Origin of the sequence: Pseudomonas sp. zfem004 (genome assembly GCF_032621715.1) — a bacterium.
Classification (GTDB): Bacteria; Pseudomonadota; Gammaproteobacteria; order Pseudomonadales; family Pseudomonadaceae; genus Aquipseudomonas; species Aquipseudomonas sichuanensis.
The window spans coordinates 1-17,235 of record NZ_JAVYJF010000005.1 but is presented as its reverse complement, the minus strand read 5'-3'; the positions used below and the strand labels follow the sequence as shown (position 1 = coordinate 17,235).

At 65.4% G+C, this 17,235-nt stretch carries 14 protein-coding genes; 11 read left to right on the top strand and 3 right to left on the bottom strand.

Features of this window, described 5'->3' with window-relative positions:
• Positions 1–95 precede the first annotated feature (95 nt).
• The 7 genes from RTH46_RS06960 (at position 96) to RTH46_RS06930 (ending at position 6,978) form a co-directional block, all read left to right on the top strand.
• A complete protein-coding gene (locus RTH46_RS06960) occupies positions 96–1,013 on the top strand; it encodes a glutamate/aspartate ABC transporter substrate-binding protein (protein WP_153786295.1) in 918 nt (305 codons plus the stop codon).
• Between the two features lie 147 nt (positions 1,014–1,160).
• Positions 1,161–1,907, top strand: a complete 747-nt coding sequence (locus RTH46_RS06955) for an amino acid ABC transporter permease (RefSeq protein WP_153786296.1) — start codon at positions 1,161–1,163, stop codon at positions 1,905–1,907.
• Positions 1,908–2,579: an amino acid ABC transporter permease gene (locus RTH46_RS06950; RefSeq protein ID WP_153786297.1), complete on the top strand. Its 672-nt coding sequence runs from the start codon at positions 1,908–1,910 to the stop codon at positions 2,577–2,579.
• Positions 2,576–3,310 (top strand): amino acid ABC transporter ATP-binding protein, encoded by a 735-nt coding sequence (locus RTH46_RS06945; RefSeq protein ID WP_153786298.1) that lies wholly within the window; start codon positions 2,576–2,578, stop codon positions 3,308–3,310. The genes RTH46_RS06950 and RTH46_RS06945 overlap by 4 nt, the downstream gene beginning before the upstream one ends.
• A gap of 58 nt (positions 3,311–3,368) precedes the next feature.
• A complete protein-coding gene (locus tag RTH46_RS06940) occupies positions 3,369–5,273 on the top strand; it encodes an ATP-binding protein (protein ID WP_125857622.1) in 1,905 nt (634 codons plus the stop codon).
• A gap of 13 nt (positions 5,274–5,286) precedes the next feature.
• Positions 5,287–6,615, top strand: a complete 1,329-nt coding sequence (locus RTH46_RS06935) for a sigma-54-dependent transcriptional regulator (RefSeq protein WP_279847669.1) — start codon at positions 5,287–5,289, stop codon at positions 6,613–6,615.
• Between the two features lie 27 nt (positions 6,616–6,642).
• Positions 6,643–6,978 (top strand): GlpM family protein, encoded by a 336-nt coding sequence (locus tag RTH46_RS06930; RefSeq protein ID WP_110995126.1) that lies wholly within the window; start codon positions 6,643–6,645, stop codon positions 6,976–6,978.
• Positions 6,979–7,053: 75 nt separating this feature from the next.
• Here RTH46_RS06930 and RTH46_RS06925 read toward each other — a convergent pair whose 3' ends face one another.
• Positions 7,054–8,049 carry an alpha/beta fold hydrolase gene (locus RTH46_RS06925; RefSeq protein ID WP_153786300.1) on the bottom strand — a complete coding sequence of 332 codons (996 nt, stop codon included), beginning with the start codon at positions 8,047–8,049 and terminating at the stop codon, positions 7,054–7,056.
• A gap of 197 nt (positions 8,050–8,246) precedes the next feature.
• On the opposite strand from RTH46_RS06925, the gene metR reads away from it, so the two are divergent.
• Complete coding sequence (gene metR / locus RTH46_RS06920) at positions 8,247–9,164, top strand: transcriptional regulator MetR (protein WP_125462838.1); 918 nt, start codon at positions 8,247–8,249, stop codon at positions 9,162–9,164.
• On the opposite strand, the gene RTH46_RS06915 is transcribed toward metR, so the two are convergent.
• Positions 9,148–9,561: an NUDIX domain-containing protein gene (locus RTH46_RS06915; protein WP_316905309.1), complete on the bottom strand. Its 414-nt coding sequence runs from the start codon at positions 9,559–9,561 to the stop codon at positions 9,148–9,150. The two genes, metR and RTH46_RS06915, sit on opposite strands and share 17 nt — an antisense overlap.
• 183 nt (positions 9,562–9,744) lie before the next feature.
• On the opposite strand from RTH46_RS06915, the gene RTH46_RS06910 reads away from it, so the two are divergent.
• The gene (locus tag RTH46_RS06910) at positions 9,745–14,025 is read left to right on the top strand and encodes a DEAD/DEAH box helicase (RefSeq protein WP_316905308.1); all 4,281 of its coding nucleotides are present in this window, start codon (positions 9,745–9,747) and stop codon (positions 14,023–14,025) included.
• 126 nt (positions 14,026–14,151) lie between these two features.
• Here RTH46_RS06910 and RTH46_RS06905 read toward each other — a convergent pair whose 3' ends face one another.
• Positions 14,152–14,415, bottom strand: a complete 264-nt coding sequence (locus tag RTH46_RS06905; protein ID WP_110995121.1) for a type B 50S ribosomal protein L31 — start codon at positions 14,413–14,415, stop codon at positions 14,152–14,154.
• A 180-nt stretch (positions 14,416–14,595) separates the two neighbouring features.
• On the opposite strand from RTH46_RS06905, the gene RTH46_RS06900 reads away from it, so the two are divergent.
• Both RTH46_RS06900 and RTH46_RS06895 read left to right on the top strand, forming a co-directional pair.
• Positions 14,596–16,215, top strand: a complete 1,620-nt coding sequence (locus RTH46_RS06900) for an FMN-binding glutamate synthase family protein (RefSeq protein WP_316905307.1) — start codon at positions 14,596–14,598, stop codon at positions 16,213–16,215.
• 752 nt (positions 16,216–16,967) lie between these two features.
• Positions 16,968–17,207 carry a hypothetical protein gene (locus RTH46_RS06895; protein WP_316905306.1) on the top strand — a complete coding sequence of 80 codons (240 nt, stop codon included), beginning with the start codon at positions 16,968–16,970 and terminating at the stop codon, positions 17,205–17,207.
• Positions 17,208–17,235 lie beyond the last annotated feature (28 nt).

The window sequence follows — 17,235 nt, the reverse complement described above, 5'->3', positions numbered from 1 at the left end:
GGTAGCCGAATGCACCCGCTTCATTGCGGTATTCGTTGAACGAAAGAGTCCGCCAACGGCTCCATAAAAAAAACAAACACGTCGAGGAAAATTTGATGCGCATCGTTCGTCAATTGCTGGGCGCCGCTATCGCGGCTGCAGTCATCGCATCGCCCGTCATGGCCGAAGAGCTGACCGGCACCCTGAAGAAGATCAAGGACTCGGGCACCATCACCCTGGGCCACCGCGACTCCTCCATCCCGTTCTCCTACCTCGCCGGCAAGCCGGAACCCGTGGGCTTCTCCCACGACATCCAGATCGCTGTGGTCGACGCCCTGAAGAAGCAACTGGGCACCGACATCAAGGTCAAGTACAACCTCGTCACCTCGCAAACCCGCATCCCGCTGGTGCAGAACGGCACCGTCGACCTTGAGTGCGGCTCCACCACCAACAACGTCGAGCGCCAGCAGCAGGTTGGTTTCTCGGTGGGCATCTTCGAAGTCGGCACCCGCCTGCTGACCAAGGTCAAGGACGGTCAGCCTTCCTATAAAGACTTCGCCGACCTGGCCGGCAAGAACGTGGTGACCACCGCCGGTACCACTTCCGAGCGCATCCTCAAGGCGATGAACGCCGACAAGCAGATGAAGATGAACGTGATCTCCGCCAAGGACCACGGCGAAGCCTTCAACATGCTCGAAAGCGGCCGCGCCGTGGCCTTCATGATGGACGACGCGCTGCTGGCCGGCGAGATGGCTAAGGCCAAGAAGCCGAGCGACTGGACCATCACCGGTACCCCACAGTCGTACGAAATCTACGGCTGCATGGTGCGCAAGGACGATCCGGCCTTCAAGAAAGCGGTCGACGAAGCCATCGTCGCCTACTTCAAGTCGGGTGAAGTCAACAAGAGCTACGACAAGTGGTTCCAACAGCCGATCCCACCAAAAGGCCTGAACCTGAACTTCCCGATGAGCGACGAGCTGAAGAAGCTGATCGCCGAGCCGACCGACAAGGCGGCGGACGAGAAGAAGTCCTGATCCCAGGCAACTAGTGGCCTGGTGCGCAGCGCGCACGTTTCGATCCGACAGGCCACTCTTTAGTGTCTAACCTTTACATCCGAGGGCGTCGAACGCCCCCGGATGTATCAAGGTGCCCGTGAAACAATCGTCTGAGGGGAAATCCCGATGAATTACAACTGGGACTGGGGCGTGTTCTTCAAGTCCACCGGCGTGGGCAGCGAAACTTATCTGGACTGGTACATCACTGGCCTGGGCTGGACCATCGCCATCGCCATTTCCGCCTGGATCATCGCCTTGCTGCTGGGCTCGCTGCTCGGCGTGATGCGTACAGTGCCAAACCGCCTGGTGTCAGGGATTGCCACCGCCTACGTCGAGCTGTTCCGCAACGTGCCGCTGCTGGTGCAGCTGTTCATCTGGTACTTCCTGGTACCCGACCTGCTGCCCGAAAGCCTGCAGGAGTGGTTCAAGCAGGACCTCAACCCGACCACCTCGGCACTGATCAGCGTGGTCATCTGCCTCGGCCTGTTCACCGCCGCCCGTGTCTGCGAACAGGTGCGCACCGGTATCCAGGCACTGCCTCGCGGCCAGGAATCGGCCGGTCGGGCAATGGGCTTCAGCCTGCCGCAGATCTACATGAACGTGCTGCTGCCCCAGGCCTACCGGATCATCATTCCGCCGCTCACCTCGGAATTTCTGAACGTGTTCAAGAACTCCTCGGTAGCGTCGCTGATCGGCCTGATGGAACTGCTGGCCCAGACCAAGCAGACCGCCGAATTCTCCGCCAACCTGTTCGAGGCATTCACCCTCGCCACACTGATCTACTTCACCCTGAACATGGGCCTGATGCTGCTCATGCGCATGGTCGAGAAGAAAGTTGCGGTACCTGGCCTGATCTCCGTGGGGGGCAAGTAAATGGACATGGATTTCAGCGAAATCATCCCGGCCCTGCCCGCCCTCTGGGAAGGCATGGTCCTGACCCTGCAACTGATGGTCATGGGCGTGGTCGGCGGTATTGCCCTGGGTACCATCCTCGCCCTGATGCGCCTGTCGTCGAGCAAGCTGCTGGCCAATGTCGCCGGTGCCTACGTCAACTACTTCCGCTCCATCCCGCTGCTGCTGGTGATCACCTGGTTCTACCTGGCGGTGCCCTTCGTGCTGCGCTGGATCACCGGCGAAGACACCCCGGTGGGTGCGTTCACCTCCTGCGTCGTGGCCTTCATGATGTTCGAGGCGGCCTATTTCTGCGAAATCGTCCGCGCCGGCGTGCAGTCGATCTCCAAGGGCCAGATGGGTGCGGCACAAGCCCTGGGCATGAGCTACGGCCAATGCATGCGCCTGATCATCCTGCCCCAGGCGTTCCGCAAGATGACCCCGCTGCTGCTGCAGCAGAGCATCATCCTGTTCCAGGACACCTCGCTGGTGTACACCGTGGGCCTGATCGACTTCCTCAACTCGGCGCGCTCCAACGGCGACATCATCGGGCGCTCCCATGAGTTCCTGATCTTCGCCGGTGTCGTCTACTTCCTCATCAGCTTCTCCGCTTCCTGGCTGGTCAAGCGCCTGCAAAAAAGGATCACCGTATGATTTCCATCAAGAACGTCAACAAGTGGTACGGCGACTTCCAGGTGCTGACCGACTGCAGCACCGAGGTCAAGAAAGGTGAAGTAGTGGTGGTCTGCGGCCCGTCGGGTTCGGGCAAGTCCACCCTGATCAAGTGCGTCAACGCGCTGGAGCCGTTCCAGAAAGGCGACATCGTGGTCGACGGCACCTCCATCGCCGACCCCAAGACCAACCTGCCCAAGCTGCGTTCGCGGGTCGGCATGGTGTTCCAGCACTTCGAGCTGTTCCCGCACCTGTCGATCACCGAGAACCTGACCATCGCCCAGCGCAAGGTACTCGGTCGCAGCGAGGCGGAAGCCACCAAGAAGGGCCTGGCCCTGCTGGACCGCGTCGGCCTGGGCGCCCACGCCAAGAAACACCCCGGCCAGCTGTCCGGCGGCCAGCAGCAGCGCGTGGCGATCGCCCGCGCCCTGTCGATGGACCCGATCGTCATGCTGTTCGACGAACCGACCTCGGCGCTGGACCCGGAAATGGTCAACGAAGTGCTCGACGTGATGGTCGAACTGGCCCATGAAGGCATGACCATGATGTGCGTTACCCACGAGATGGGCTTCGCCCGCAAGGTCGCCAACCGGGTGATCTTCATGGACAAGGGCAACATCATCGAGGACTGCCAGAAGGATGACTTCTTCGGCAACCCGCAAGGCCGCCACGAGCGCACCCAGCACTTCCTCAGCAAGATCCTGCAACACTGAGTGAGCCACGTCCGCTGCCTGCCCGGCAGCGGACGCTGGTCGTGACAAGGCCACTGTGATGAAATGCGACCCTTCGCTCCTTCGCCCTGCCCAGCCTGCCGTGAAATCCCGCCTGATCCGTCAATTGCTGCTGCCGCCCCTGGTCATCCTGCTGATGGTCGGTCTGGGCATGGCTGGCTATCTGATCAGCGAGAGCAATGGCATCCGCACCCTCAGCGAAAGCGGCGAGCGCGCGCTGGAACTGCATGCGCGCACGGTCGAAAGCGAAATCAGCAAGTACACCTACCTGCCCAGCCTGCTGGAGCTTGAAGACAGCGTCTCGCGCCTGCTCACCGACCCCGAAGCCGGTGATCGCCAGGCCGTCAACGAATACCTCGAAGGCCTGAACCGGCGCAGCCGCAGCCGGGCGATCTTCGTCCTCGACACCAACGGCCGGGTGCAGGCCACCAGCAACTGGCGCGACGCCGATTCCTTCCTCGGCGAAGACCTGGCCTTCCGTGCCTACTTCCAGACCGCCGTGCGCGGCGAACCCGGGCGCTTCTACGGTATCGGCAGCACCACCGGCGAGGCCGGCTATTACCTGGCCCATGGCCTGGAAGAACACGGCAAGATCATCGGCGTGGCCGTGATCAAGGTACGCCTGGACACCCTCGAAGAGCGCTGGCAACGCGCCCGCCTCGAAGCCTTCGTCAGCGACGAGAACGGCATCATCATCCTCTCCAGCGACCCGGCCCGGCGCCTCAAGTCGGTACGCCCGCTGAACCCGCAAATCAAGGAACGCCTGGCGCGCAGCCTGCAGTACTACTGGTGGCCGCTCAACGAGCTACAACCGCTGGCCCGCGAAACCCTGGCCGATGGCGTGGAGAAACTGACCTTCCCGGCCAACAGCGAAACCGCCCACGGCAAGCCCCACGAGGTGACCTACCTGGCCCAGACCCGGCGCCTGGTCGACACCCCCTGGCACTTCACCCTGCTCACCCCGCTGCAGGACCTGCGCCGCGAATCCATGGTGCAGGGCATCCTGGTCGGCGTGGCGTTCGCCCTGCTGGCGATCCTGGCCATCGCCTGGAACGAGCGACGCAAGGTGATTGCCACCCGCCTGGCTGCTCGCGAGGCGCTGGAAGAGGCCAACAGCCACCTGGAGCGCAAGATCACCGAGCGCACCGCCGACCTGCGTGCCAGCAACGAACGCCTCAAAGGCCAGATCCGCGAACGCCGCCACGCCGAACAGACCCTGCGCCAGGCCCAGGACGAGCTGGTGCAGGCCGGCAAGCTGGCGGCCATCGGCCAGATGTCCACCAGCATCGCCCACGAACTGAACCAACCCCTGGCGGCACTACGCACGCTGTCGGGCAACACCGTGCGCTTCCTTGAACGCGGCGCGCTGGAAACCGCCAGCGCCAACCTGCGCACCATGAACGACCTGATCGACCGCATGGGCCGCATCACCGCCAGCCTGCGCTCGTTCGCCCGGCGCGGCGACGACCGCGGCCAGGCCTCGCTGGAAAAGGCCGTCGAGGCCACCCTGCAGGTGCTGGGCAACCGCATCAGTGCCTGCCACCTGCAGTTGCACCGCCAGTTCGACGATCAGCAGCTGGCCATCGACCAGACCCGCCTGGAACAGATCCTGGTCAACCTGATCGGCAATGCCCTGGACGCCATGGCCACCCAGCCGCTGCCGCAGCTGTGGCTGGAAGGTGAAGCCCAGGGCGACAAGTACCGCCTGTGGGTACGCGACAACGGCCACGGCATCGACCCGGAAGCGCGCAAGCACCTGTTCGAGCCGTTCTTCACCACCAAACCGGGCGAGCATGGCCTGGGCCTTGGCCTTACCCTGTCGGCCAGCCTGGCCACCGCCGCCAAGGGCACCCTGAGCGTCGAACACCCCGCCGGCGGCGGCACTGCGTTCGTCCTCGCCTTGCCCCTGGCCACGCCGCCCACCGAATCCGCAGAGCTCCCATGAACGAAGGGTCCCTATGAACCAAGCACCCTTGACGGTCCTGATCGTCGAAGACGATCCCCATGTGCTGCTCGGCTGCCAGCAGGCGCTGGCCCTCGAGGACATCGCCTGCGAAGGCGTCGGCAGCGCCGAACAGGCACTGGAACGCATCGGCGACGATTTCGCCGGCATCGTCGTCAGCGATATCCGCCTGCCGGGCATCGATGGCCTGGAGCTGCTCAACCGCCTCAAGGCCCGCGACCGCAGCCTGCCGGTGGTGCTGATCACCGGCCACGGCGATATCGACATGGCGGTCGGCGCCATGCGCAACGGCGCCTACGACTTCATGGAAAAACCCTTCTCGCCCGAGCGCCTGGTCGACGTGGTCCGCCGCGCGCTGGAGCAGCGCGGCCTGTCCCGGGAAGTGGTCGCCCTGCGCCGCCAACTGGTCGAGCAAAGCAGCCTGGAAGGCCGGATCATTGGCCGCTCGCCGGCCATGGAGCACCTGCGCGAACTGATCGCCAACGTTGCCGACACCTCGGCCAACGTGCTGATCGAAGGCGAAACCGGCACCGGCAAAGAGCTGGTCGCGCGCTGCCTGCACGACTTCAGCCGGCGCCAGGGCCAGCCGTTCGTGGCCCTGAACTGCGGCGGCCTGCCAGAGAACCTGTTCGAAAGCGAGATTTTCGGCCATGAGGCCAACGCCTTCACCGGCGCCGGCAAACGGCGCATCGGCAAGATCGAGCACGCCAATGGCGGCACGCTGTTCCTCGATGAAGTGGAGAGCATGCCGATCAACCTGCAGATCAAGCTGCTGCGTGTGCTGCAAGAGCGCACCCTGGAACGCCTGGGTTCGAACCAGAGCATCCCGGTGGACTGCCGGGTGATCGCCGCCACCAAGTCCGACCTCGACGCCCTCGGCCAGAGCGGCCAGTTCCGCAGCGACCTGTATTACCGCCTCAACGTGGTGACCTTGGAGCTGCCGCCCCTGCGCGAACGCCGTGAAGACATCCTGCAGCTGTTCGAGCACTTCCTGCAGCAGTCGGCGCTGCGCTTCGACCGCGAGGCGCCGGAGCTCGACAGCCAGACCCTGTCGCAGTTGATGGCCCACGACTGGCCGGGCAACGTGCGCGAACTGCGCAACGTCGCCGAACGCCATGCCTTGGGCCTGCCGGCTTTCAAGAAGGGCCCCAGCGGCGGCGCCAGCCAGGGCCTGGGGTTTTCCGAGGCGGTAGAGGCGTTCGAGCGCAACCTGCTCAGCGACGCCCTGCAGCGCACCGGCGGCAACCTCAGCCAGGCCAGCCAGGAGCTGGGCATGGCCAAGACCACGCTGTTCGACAAAGTGAAGAAATACGGCCTCGGCTGATCGGCAATCTCAACCTGGAAAGACAACGTGGACCTGGTATTCAAAGCGGCCCTGGGCGCCGGCGTGGTGGTGCTGCTGGCCATCCTGTCGAAGACCCGCAACTACTACATCGCAGGGCTCGTGCCGCTGTTTCCCACCTTTGCCCTGATCGCCCACTACATCGTTGGCAAGGGGCGCAGCATCGAGGACCTGAAGACCACCATCCTGTTTGGCATGTGGTCGATCATTCCGTACTTCGTGTACCTGGCGACCTTGTATGTGCTGGTCGACCGCATGCGCCTGGAGGCGTCGCTGGCGCTGGCCACGGTGGCCTGGCTGATGGCGGCGACGGTGCTGGTGAGCGTTTGGGTGCGGATGCACTGAAGGATCGAAATAGCATCGCGGGGCAAGCCCGCTCCCACGATATCGCGTGGGAGCGGGCTTGCCCCGCGATAGGTTCTAGAGCCCTGCGATATGCGTCACATCCTGCCGGTGCGACTGCAGGTAGGGCAGCACCGCCCCCAGCAGCGGCTGCTTGAACGGCTCCTGGAAGCGATGCGCCAACCCCGGTATCAAGCGCAACTCACTGCCCTGGATATGCGCCGCCAGGTGCACCCCATGCATCACCGGCAGCAGCGGGTCGGCGGTGCCATGCACCACCAGCGTCGGCACCCGCAGTTGATTCAACAACTCGACCCGGCTCGGCTCGGCCAGAATCGCCATGATCTGGCGCTGCACGCCCTCTGGGTTGAACGCCCGGTCATAGGCCTGCGCCGCCTGCTTGAGCAACACCGCGCGATCATCCTTCACCTGCGGGCTGCCCAAGGCCGCCAGTAGATCAGCCTGCTGCTCGATCGCCACCGCCCGGTTCGGTGCATTGCGCCGCGCCAGCAACTGCACCAGCGCCGGATTCGGCGCCGGCAACCCGGCCGCGCCCGAGCTGGACATCACCAGCGTCAGGCTGCGCACCCGCTCCGGCGCCATGGCCGCGATGTGCTGGGCAATCATCCCGCCCATGCTCACACCCAGCACATGGAACTGGCGGATCTGCAGCGCATCCATCAGATGCAGACCGTCGCCGGCCATGTCGGTCAGGCTGTAGGGCGCCGAAACCGGCAGGCCCAGCTTGTAGCGCAGCACTTCGAGGGTGAGGTTGGCCGAGCCCGGCAGTTGGTTCCAGCGCGACAGGCCGACATCGCGGTTGTCGTAACGGATCACCCGAAAGCCCTGTCGGCACAGTGCCTCGACCACGTCGTCCGGCCAGTGGATCAACTGACCGCCCAGGCCCATGACCAGCAACAACGCCGGATCCCGCGGCGCGCCGACGCTCTGGTAGACCAGGCTCAGCTCGCCCAGCTCGGCACGTTGCACCGGCACCTGTGGGTTGCAGCGGTCGTCGGCGAAGCTCGCCGAGGCGCTGATCAGCAACAAGAAGAAAAGTAAAAAAGCCCGCATGAAAAAAACACCAGAATGCAGATCCCCAGTAGAGCGCGAGTCTGATGAAATCCATTCGGGCGCGCTGCCACAAAACCGTGACAGTTTCATGAACCTTGCCGAGCGGTCATTGCCAAGCGGCGGTCGACAGGCCGGGGCAACATGAGGGAAACTCAACGCCATCCCGCTTTCCCTCAAATATTGTTCACGGAGCCTTTGTGCTGGAAATCCGTCACCTGAAGACCCTTCATGCCCTGCGCGAGGCCGACAGCCTGGTGGAAGCCGCCGAGCGCCTGCACCTGACGCAATCGGCGCTGTCGCACCAGTTCAAGGAGCTGGAGGAACGCCTGGGCCTGCCGCTGTTCGTGCGCAAGACCAAGCCGATCCGCTTCACCAGCGCCGGCCTGCGCCTGCTGCAACTGGCCGACGCCACCCTGCCGCTGCTGCGCGGCGCTGAGCGCGATATCGCCCGGCTGGCCGGCGGCACCGCCGGGCGCCTGCACATGGCCATCGAGTGCCACAGCTGCTTCCAGTGGCTGATGCCGACCATCGACCAGTTCCGCGACGCCTGGCCGGAAGTGGAGCTGGACCTGGCCTCGGGCTTCGCCTTCGCCCCCTTGCCGGCCCTGGCCCGCGGCGACCTCGACCTGGTGGTGACCTCCGACCCGCTGGACCTGGCCGGCATCACCTATGTGCCGCTGTTCACCTACGAAGCCATGCTCGCCGTCGCCAATCAGCACCCGCTGGCCAGCAAGCCCTACATCGTGCCCCAGGACCTGCTCGACCAGACCCTGATCACCTACCCGGTGGAGCGCGACCGCCTGGACATCTTCACCCGCTTCCTCGAGCCGGCCGACATGGAACCGGCGGCGGTACGCACCTCGGAGCTGACGGTGATGATGATGCAGCTGGTGGCCAGCGGCCGTGGTGTGTGCGGCATGCCGCACTGGGCGCTGCACGAATACAGCTCGCGCGGTTATGTGAAGGGCAAGCGCCTGGGCGAGAAAGGCCTGTTCGCCACGCTGTACGCGGCGGTGCGCACCGACATGCTCGATGCGCCGTACATGCGCGACTTCCTGCTGACCGCCAAGGACACCTCGTTCGCCACCCTCGACGGGGTCAGCGCGGTGCGTTGAGGCCTTCGCGCCACAGCGGCAGGATCAGATCACGGGTCAACGGCGCCAGGTTCAGGCCTGGCGTGTCGCTGGCGGCCAGCCACAGCACTTCTTCGATTTCTGCCGCCGGGGTTACGGCCTCGGCGCTGTCGACACGGAACAGCTCGGCCTTGACCACGAAGCCTGGCTCATTGGCGGCCGGGGCGCTGAAACTGCCCAGGTGCGTGGCCTGGGCCGGGTCGATGCGCAGCCCCAGTTCTTCGTGCAGTTCACGCGCCAGCGCCTGGGCCGCCGACTCCCCCGCATCGATCTTGCCACCCGGCTGCATGAAGGCCAGGGTGCCGCGCTTGCGCACCAGCAGGGTACGGCCTTGCGGGTCGAGCAACAGGGCGGCGGCGATGTGGATGGTGTTGGGCATGGGGCAGCTCACGGAGGGTCGGGAGGCGCAGGATACCTGTTCCGGCCCTATCGCGGGGCAAGCCCGCTCCCACAGGGACCGCGCCATCCTCAACTGTGGGAGCGGGCTTGCCCCGCGATGAGGCCGGCACAGACAGACGAACGGCCCCTTGCCTATCCGCCTGCAACCCTCCATAACCAATCCATGAACCTCCCCGCTCACCAGCACCCGGTGCTCGGCCTGTTCCACCCCGCCGTGGCCACCTGGTTCCGCCAACGCTTCGCCACGGTCACCGAGGCCCAGGCCGGCGCCTGGCCGCTGATCCATGCAGGCCAGTCGATGCTGCTGGCCGCGCCGACCGGCTCGGGCAAGACCCTGAGCGCCTTCCTCGCCGTGCTCGACGAGCTGTTCTGCCAGGGGCTTGCCCACGACGGCGAACTACCGGCGCAAACCCAGGTTGTCTACGTCTCACCGCTCAAGGCGCTGTCCAACGATATTCGCCTCAACCTCGAGGCCCCGCTCGAAGGCATCAGCGCACAGCTCGAGCAGCTCGGCCTGAAGGCGCCGCGCATCACCACGGCAGTACGCACCGGCGACACCCCGCAGAAGGAGCGCGCGGCCATGCGCAAGCTGGCCCCGCATATCCTGGTGACCACGCCGGAATCGCTGTACGTGCTGATGGGGTCAGCCTCGGGCCGCGAAGGCCTGGCCGGCGTACACACGGTGATCGTCGACGAGATCCACGCCCTGGCCGGCAACAAGCGCGGCAGCCACTTGGCCTTGACTCTGGAACGCCTGGAAGCCCTGGCAGGCCGGCCGTTGCGGCGCATCGGCCTGTCGGCGACCCAGCGCCCGGTGGAGCGGGTCGCGCAGTTCCTGGTCGGCCACCAGCGCCCCTGCGCCATCGTCGACATCGGCCATGTGCGCCAACGTGACCTGGCCCTCGAAGTGCCGCCGGTACCGTTGGGCGCGGTCATGGCCACCGATGTCTGGGCGCTGGTCTACGAGCGCCTGGCCGCGCTGGCCCGCCAGCACCGCACCACGCTGATCTTCGTCAACACCCGGCGCCTGGCCGAACGGCTCACCCGGCACCTGGGCGAGCGCCTGGGCAACGACGCCGTGGCCGCGCACCACGGCAGCCTGGCCAAGGAGCATCGCCTCAAAGCTGAGCAGCAACTCAAGGCCGGCGAGTTGCAAGTGCTGGTCACCACCGCCTCGCTGGAGCTGGGGATCGATATCGGCGATGTCGACCTGGTCTGCCAGATCGCCTCGCCCGGCTCGATCGCCGCCTTCTTGCAGCGGGTCGGGCGCTCCGGGCATCAGGTCGATGGCGTGCCCAAGGGCCGGCTGTTCCCCACCTCGCGGGACGAGCTGATCGAGTGCGTCGCCTTGCTCGACTGCGTGCGCCGGGGCGAACTCGATGAGCTGCATATTCCGGCGGCGCCGCTGGACGTGCTGGCCCAGCAGATCGTCGCCGAAGTGAGCAACCAGCCCTGGGATGAGCGCGCGCTGTTCAACCTGCTGCGCCAGGCCACCCCCTACGCCGGCCTCGACCAAGGCCACTACCAGGCCCTGTTGCGCATGCTCGCCGACGGGTTCAATGGCCGCCAGGGCGTGCGCAGCGCTTACCTGCACCGTGATGCGGTCAGCGCCAGCCTGCGCGGGCGACGCGGCAGCCAGCTGACCGCATTGACCAGCGGCGGCACCATCCCCGAAACCGCCGATTACGCCGTTCTGCTCGAACCCCAGGCGCTGAACATCGGCAGCGTCAATGAAGACTTCGCGATAGAGAGCATCGCCGGCGATATCTTCCAGCTAGGCAACGCCTCCTACCGCATCCTGCGGGTAGAACCTGGGCGGGTACGGGTCGAGGATGCCCGTGGCCAGCCACCGACCATTCCGTTCTGGATCGGCGAGGCGCCCGGGCGCAGCGATGAGCTGTCTGGCGCAGTGGCCCGGTTGCAGGCGCGCCTGGATGAACAACTGCAGGCCAGCGATTTCGACCAGGCGCTGGGCTGGCTGCGCACCACCTACCAACTGGATGAAGGCTGCGCCCAGCAGTTGCTCGACTACCTCGGTCGCACCTGGCAGGTGCTCGGCGCCCTGCCCTCGCAGCAGACCCTGGTGATGGAACGCTTTTTCGACGAGTCCGGCGGCACCCAGCTCATCATTCACTCGCCCTACGGCAGCCGCATCAACCGCGCCTGGGGCCTGGCCCTGCGCAAGCGCTTCTGCCGCACGTTCAATTTCGAGCTGCAGGCGGCGGCCAGTGAAGATGCCATCGTGCTGTCGCTGTCCAGCAGCCACAGTTTCGAACTGGACGAGGTCTGGCGTTACCTGAACAGCCGCACCGCCGAGCCGATCCTTGTCCAGGCACTGCTCGACGCGCCGCTGTTCGGCGTGCGCTGGCGCTGGTGCGCGGCGGTGGCCATGGCCTTGCCGCGATATGTGGGTGGGCGCAAGGTTCCGCCGCAGATCCAGCGCATGAAGAGCGAAGACCTGATAGCCGCCGTATTCCCCGACCAGATCGCCTGCCTGGAGAACCTGGTCGGCGAGCGGCAGATTCCTGACCACCCGCTGGTCGAACAGACCCTTGACGACTGTCTGCACACCGCCATGGACAGCGAAGGCTGGCTGGCGCTGCTGCGGCGCATGGAGGCCGGTGACATCCGCCTGCTCAGCCGCGACCTGCCGGCGCCTTCACCACTGGCCTCGGCAATCCTCAACGCCCGCCCCTACACCTTCCTCGACGATGCCCCGCTGGAAGAGCGGCGTACCCAGGCCGTGCTCAACCGCCGCTGGAACGAGGTACACAGCAGCGACGACCTCGGTGCGCTGGACATCGACGCCATCCGCGCCGTGCAGGCCGAGGCCTGGCCGCACGCGGCCACCACCGATGAACTGCACGAAGCCCTGATGAGCCTGGGCGTGATCACCCAGGCCGAAGCAGAGGCGAACCCTGGGTGGATCGCCCTGCTTGAACAACTGGCGCAGTCCGGCAGAGCCTGCCGGCTCCAGGCAGGCGGGCCGCCCATGTGGCTGGCCCGTGAGCGCCTTGGCCAGATCAGCGCAGTATTCCCCGGCGCCCACCTGCAGCCAGCGTTGCCAGTGCTCCCGGGCTTCGACCAGCCTTATGCGCAGGACACCGCGCTGAGCGAACTGCTGCGGGCCCGGTTGAGCGGCTTCGGCCCCTTGACCCTCGCCCAGATCGGCACGCCGCTGGGTTGCGCCCTGGGCGACTGCGAGCAGGCCCTTGCCCGGCTGGAAGGCGAAGGTTACGTGCTGCGCGGCCAATTCAGCCCGGGTGAGCGCGCAGAGCAGTGGTGCGAACGCCACCTGCTGGCGCGCATCCACCGCTATACGGTCAAGCGCCTGCGCCGCGAGATCGAACCGGTCAGCCTGCAGGACTTCATGCGTTTTCTGTTCGACTGGCAGCACCTGGCCGGCGAAGAGCGCCTGCGTGGTCCGCAGGCCGTGGGCGAGGTGCTCGGCCAGCTTCAAGGCTTCCCGGCCGCTGCCGGCGCCTGGGAGGCGGAACTGCTGCCGGCACGGATCAAGGACTACAGCCCGCACTGGCTGGACGACGCCTGCCGCAGCGGCCAGTGGGCCTGGAGCCGGCTGGCGGCCACGGCCTCGGCCAGCACCTTGACCAGCACACCTTTGGTGCTGCTGCCACGCGAGCAGCTTGGGCTGTGGCGCAGCCTTGCGCCAACGCCGGATCCCGAACAGCTATCGCCGCGGGGCCAGCGCGTGCTGCACAGCTTGCAGGCCCACGGCGCACTGTTCTTCGACGAACTGACCCACGAGGCTCACCTGCTGCCCAGCGAGCTGGAAGCCGCACTGCAGGAACTGGTCGGCTTTGGCCTGGCCAGCGCCGACGGTTTCAGTGGCCTGCGCAGCCTGATCACTCCGGCGGCCAAACGCGCTTCGCGCAGCAGCCGACGCGGGCATCCGCCGCTGTCGAGTTCCATGGCCCATGCAGGGCGCTGGGCGCTGCTGCGCCGCGCGGGCAGCGAAGTGGACATCGATCAGCGCCTGGAACATATCGCCCGCAGCCTGCTGCGTCGCTACGGCGTGGTGTGCTGGCGCCTGCTGGAGCGCGAAAGCGATGTGCTGCCGTCGTGGCGTGAGTTGCTGCATTGCTATCACCGCCTCGAAGCGCGCGGTGAGATCCGCGGCGGGCGCTTTATCGCCGGGCTGGCCGGCGAGCAGTTCGCCTTGCCCGAAGCCATCGGGGTATTGCGCCAGGTGCGCAGGCGTGAGGCGGACGGGGTGCTGGTGGTGGTGAGTGGCTGCGATCCGTTGAACCTGGTGGGCACGTTGTTGCCGGGGGCCAAGGTGCCGGCGGTGAACGGCAATCGGCTGCTGTATCGGGATGGGGTGGCGGTGGCGTGCCGGGTGGCGGGGAAGTATCAGTATCTGGTTGATGTGCCGTTGGCTGAACAAACGCTGTGGCACCAGCGCTTGTTGCGCTCTGGCTACTGACGCCATCGCGGGGCAAGTCGCATCGGCGCACCGCCGCTCCCACGCCGTTCGCTGTAGAACTGGGGGGCAATCCACAGCGTGGGAGCGGCGGTGCGCAGATGCGACTTGCCCCGCGATGGTAGTCGGCTACTGCCCGGTCTTCCCGGAAAACCCGGCAAAGCGCTTGTTGAACCCAGCCACCCGCCCTTCCACCGTGGTCTTGCGCTGCTGCCCGGTGTACACCGGGTGCGAAGCGCTGGACACATCCAGCGCCACGTAGGGGTAGGTCTGGCCATCGCTGTGCTGCTGGGTGCGATCGGTATCGACGGTCGACCCGATCAAAAAATACACATCGGCAGCGGTGTCATGGAACAGCACGGTGCGGTACGCGGGGTGGATGCCTGCCTTCATGGTGGTTACTCCTCGGATTTGAATTGATACTTTATAACATAATCTATCGCGAATGATTTTCGATACCCTTATTTTCATTTTTCCTGCGCCGCACCAGGCTGGCCATGGGCCGGCCAGCGGGCTATGGTCGGGGTTCGCCCCAGGCCCTGAGCCTGACCGAGCCATTCGCAAGGACCCCGTATGAGCCTGTCACTTCTCAGTCGCTACGCCTTCTTCGCCGCCTGCGTGCTGTTCACCCTCGCCAGCCTGCCGCTGCTCCACCATGAGTGGTTGTGGCCGTTCACCCTGGCCACCGGGTTGCTCAGCCTGATCGGCGTGTTCGACCTGCTGCAGCAGCGCCACGCGGTACGCCGCAACTACCCGATCCTCGGCAACATCCGCTACCTCGTCGAAGCCATCCGCCCGGAAATCCGCCAATACCTGCTGGAGTCCGACAGCGATGCCCTGCCGTTCTCCCGTGCCCAGCGCTCGCTGGTGTATGCCCGGGCCAAGAACGAGGCCTCGGACAAACCCTTCGGCACACTGATCGATGTGTACGAATCCGGTTTCGAATTCATCGGTCACTCGATGCGCCCGGCGCCCTTGGCCGACCCGGCCAGTTTCCGCATCACCGTGGGCGGCCCGCAGTGCACCCAGCCGTACTCGGCGTCGATCTTCAACATTTCGGCCATGAGCTTCGGTTCGCTCAGCGCCAACGCCATCCGCGCCCTGAACAAAGGCGCCAAGCTCGGCAACTTCGCCCACGACACTGGCGAAGGCAGCATCAGCCCCTATCACCGCGAACACGGTGGCGACCTGACCTGGGAACTGGGCAGCGGCTATTTCGGTTGCCGCACCCCCGACGGGCGCTTCGACCCCGAGCGCTTCGCAGCCCAGGCGCGGAACCCGCAGGTACGGATGATCGAGATCAAGATGAGCCAGGGCGCCAAACCTGGCCACGGCGGCATCCTGCCCAAGCACAAGGTCACCCAGGAAATCGCCGAGACCCGCGGCATCCTGATGGGCGAGGACTGCATCTCGCCGTCGCGCCACAGCGCGTTTTCCACCCCCATCGAGATGATGCAGTTCATCGCCCAGCTGCGTGAGCTATCCGGCGGCAAGCCAGTGGGCTTCAAGTTCTGCCTGGGCCACCCGTGGGAGTTCATGGGCATCGCCAAGGCCATGCTGGAAACCGGCATCCTCCCCGACTTCATCGTGGTCGATGGCAAGGAAGGCGGTACCGGCGCAGCGCCGGTGGAGTTCACCGACCATATCGGCGTGCCGCTGCGCGAGGGCCTGCTGTTCGTGCACAACACCCTGGTGGGCTTGAACCTGCGCGACAAGATCAAGCTCGGTGCCAGCGGCAAGATCGTCAGCGCTTTCGACATCGCCAGCGTGCTGGCCATTGGCGCCGACTGGGCCAACTCGGCGCGTGGTTTCATGTTCGCCATTGGCTGCATTCAGTCGCAGAGCTGCCACACCAACAAGTGCCCAACTGGGGTCGCGACTCAGGACGCTCTGCGTCAGCGGGCGCTGGTGGTGCCGGACAAGGCCCAGCGGGTGCTCAATTTCCACCACAACACCTTGCGCGCGCTGGCCGAAATGCTGGCGGCAGCGGGGTTGGAACACCCGGCGCAGCTGGAGGCCAAGCATCTGGTGCGGCGTATTTCGGCGACCGAGATCAAGCTGTTCTCGCAGATGCATGTGTTCCTCAAGCCGGGGGAGTTGCTGACTGGGGAGGTGAATGGGCAGTTTTATTCGCGGATGTGGCAGTTGGCTCGGGCGGATAGTTTTGAGCCGCAGAGTGAGGTGGCGGCTTGAGGGCGCAGGCGCAGGCTGGATCTTTCAAGATGATTGGGTGAAGGCGACCAGGTGTTCGCCGGGATGCTGGGTGAGGGCCACCAGGTGTTCGCCGAAAGAGTTGCAGCGCCTACAAGATCGAGCGCCGCCCGCGCGGCGCTTCGCGGGTAAACCCGCTCCCACAGTTTATTTCGGGCCAGTCTCTCCTGTGCCATTACCTGGTCCCCCTTGTTGGCTCGACACAATTTCAGCGTGGGCGTTGCCGCCGCCCCACATGACTCAAGGCAAGCACCAAGGCAGGCGCCGGTACTTTCACAGGAGTAATTGGCCCGAAACAAACTGTGGGAGCGGGTTTACCCGCGAAGCGCCGCGCGGGCGGCGCTCGATCTCATAGGCGCTGCAAGGCTTTCGCCTGGCACCTGGCCGCCCTGACGCGGTGGCCAGCCAGGACCTCTCAACCCGTAAGACATTTCCGAACCTGCAACCAAATGCTTCAGCCCAGAAGGCTTGGGAACTATCCTACGCGCCTGCCGGAAGTTGCTGCGTTGTCGGGGAAATCCCTCAGGGCTAACTTCACCCGGTCGCCAAATTTGGTGACCGGGTGTGAGAACCCGACCTGCACTGCCAAGGCTTCAGGTTTATGGCAGCCATGCGCGGGCAGACTTCGGTCTGGCCGGCTTCAGTGCACCGGTTTCTCACCCCGCGTACGGCTGCCACCTTCATCCGTGAGAAAGATCGAGATGGCGGCTCCCAGAACGCACTGAGGTTTCGCCATGAAGAAGATCGTCCCCGACCCACCCCGTTTCTTCCCTTACCTGACCATCTCCCCCGACCTCACCCCCGAAGCCGCCCGCACCGAAGCCACCTCCTTGATGGGCTGCCTGCGCGAAGTGCTCGACATGTACTTCGACACCGACAGCGAAGAGCAGCGCCAGACCCTGCTGAACACCTGCGTCTACTTGAACCAGCTGCTCTACCCTCTGATCCGCCGCGAAACGGGAGCGCTGCCATGACCACCCCGACCAACCATGGCAGCACCTC

Coding starts and splice junctions, on each gene's coding strand:
- RTH46_RS06945 (WP_153786298.1), top strand. CDS start 2,576: ATGATTTCCATCAAGAACGTCAACAAGTGGTACGGCGACTTCCAGGTG.
- RTH46_RS06935 (WP_279847669.1), top strand. CDS start 5,287: ATGAACCAAGCACCCTTGACGGTCCTGATCGTCGAAGACGATCCCCAT.
- RTH46_RS06915 (WP_316905309.1), bottom strand. CDS start 9,561: ATGCCCAACACCATCCACATCGCCGCCGCCCTGTTGCTCGACCCGCAA.
- RTH46_RS06955 (WP_153786296.1), top strand. CDS start 1,161: ATGAATTACAACTGGGACTGGGGCGTGTTCTTCAAGTCCACCGGCGTG.
- RTH46_RS06895 (WP_316905306.1), top strand. CDS start 16,968: ATGAAGAAGATCGTCCCCGACCCACCCCGTTTCTTCCCTTACCTGACC.
- RTH46_RS06950 (WP_153786297.1), top strand. CDS start 1,908: ATGGACATGGATTTCAGCGAAATCATCCCGGCCCTGCCCGCCCTCTGG.
- RTH46_RS06910 (WP_316905308.1), top strand. CDS start 9,745: ATGAACCTCCCCGCTCACCAGCACCCGGTGCTCGGCCTGTTCCACCCC.
- RTH46_RS06905 (WP_110995121.1), bottom strand. CDS start 14,415: ATGAAGGCAGGCATCCACCCCGCGTACCGCACCGTGCTGTTCCATGAC.
- RTH46_RS06900 (WP_316905307.1), top strand. CDS start 14,596: ATGAGCCTGTCACTTCTCAGTCGCTACGCCTTCTTCGCCGCCTGCGTG.
- RTH46_RS06960 (WP_153786295.1), top strand. CDS start 96: ATGCGCATCGTTCGTCAATTGCTGGGCGCCGCTATCGCGGCTGCAGTC.
- RTH46_RS06940 (WP_125857622.1), top strand. CDS start 3,369: ATGAAATGCGACCCTTCGCTCCTTCGCCCTGCCCAGCCTGCCGTGAAA.
- RTH46_RS06925 (WP_153786300.1), bottom strand. CDS start 8,049: ATGCGGGCTTTTTTACTTTTCTTCTTGTTGCTGATCAGCGCCTCGGCG.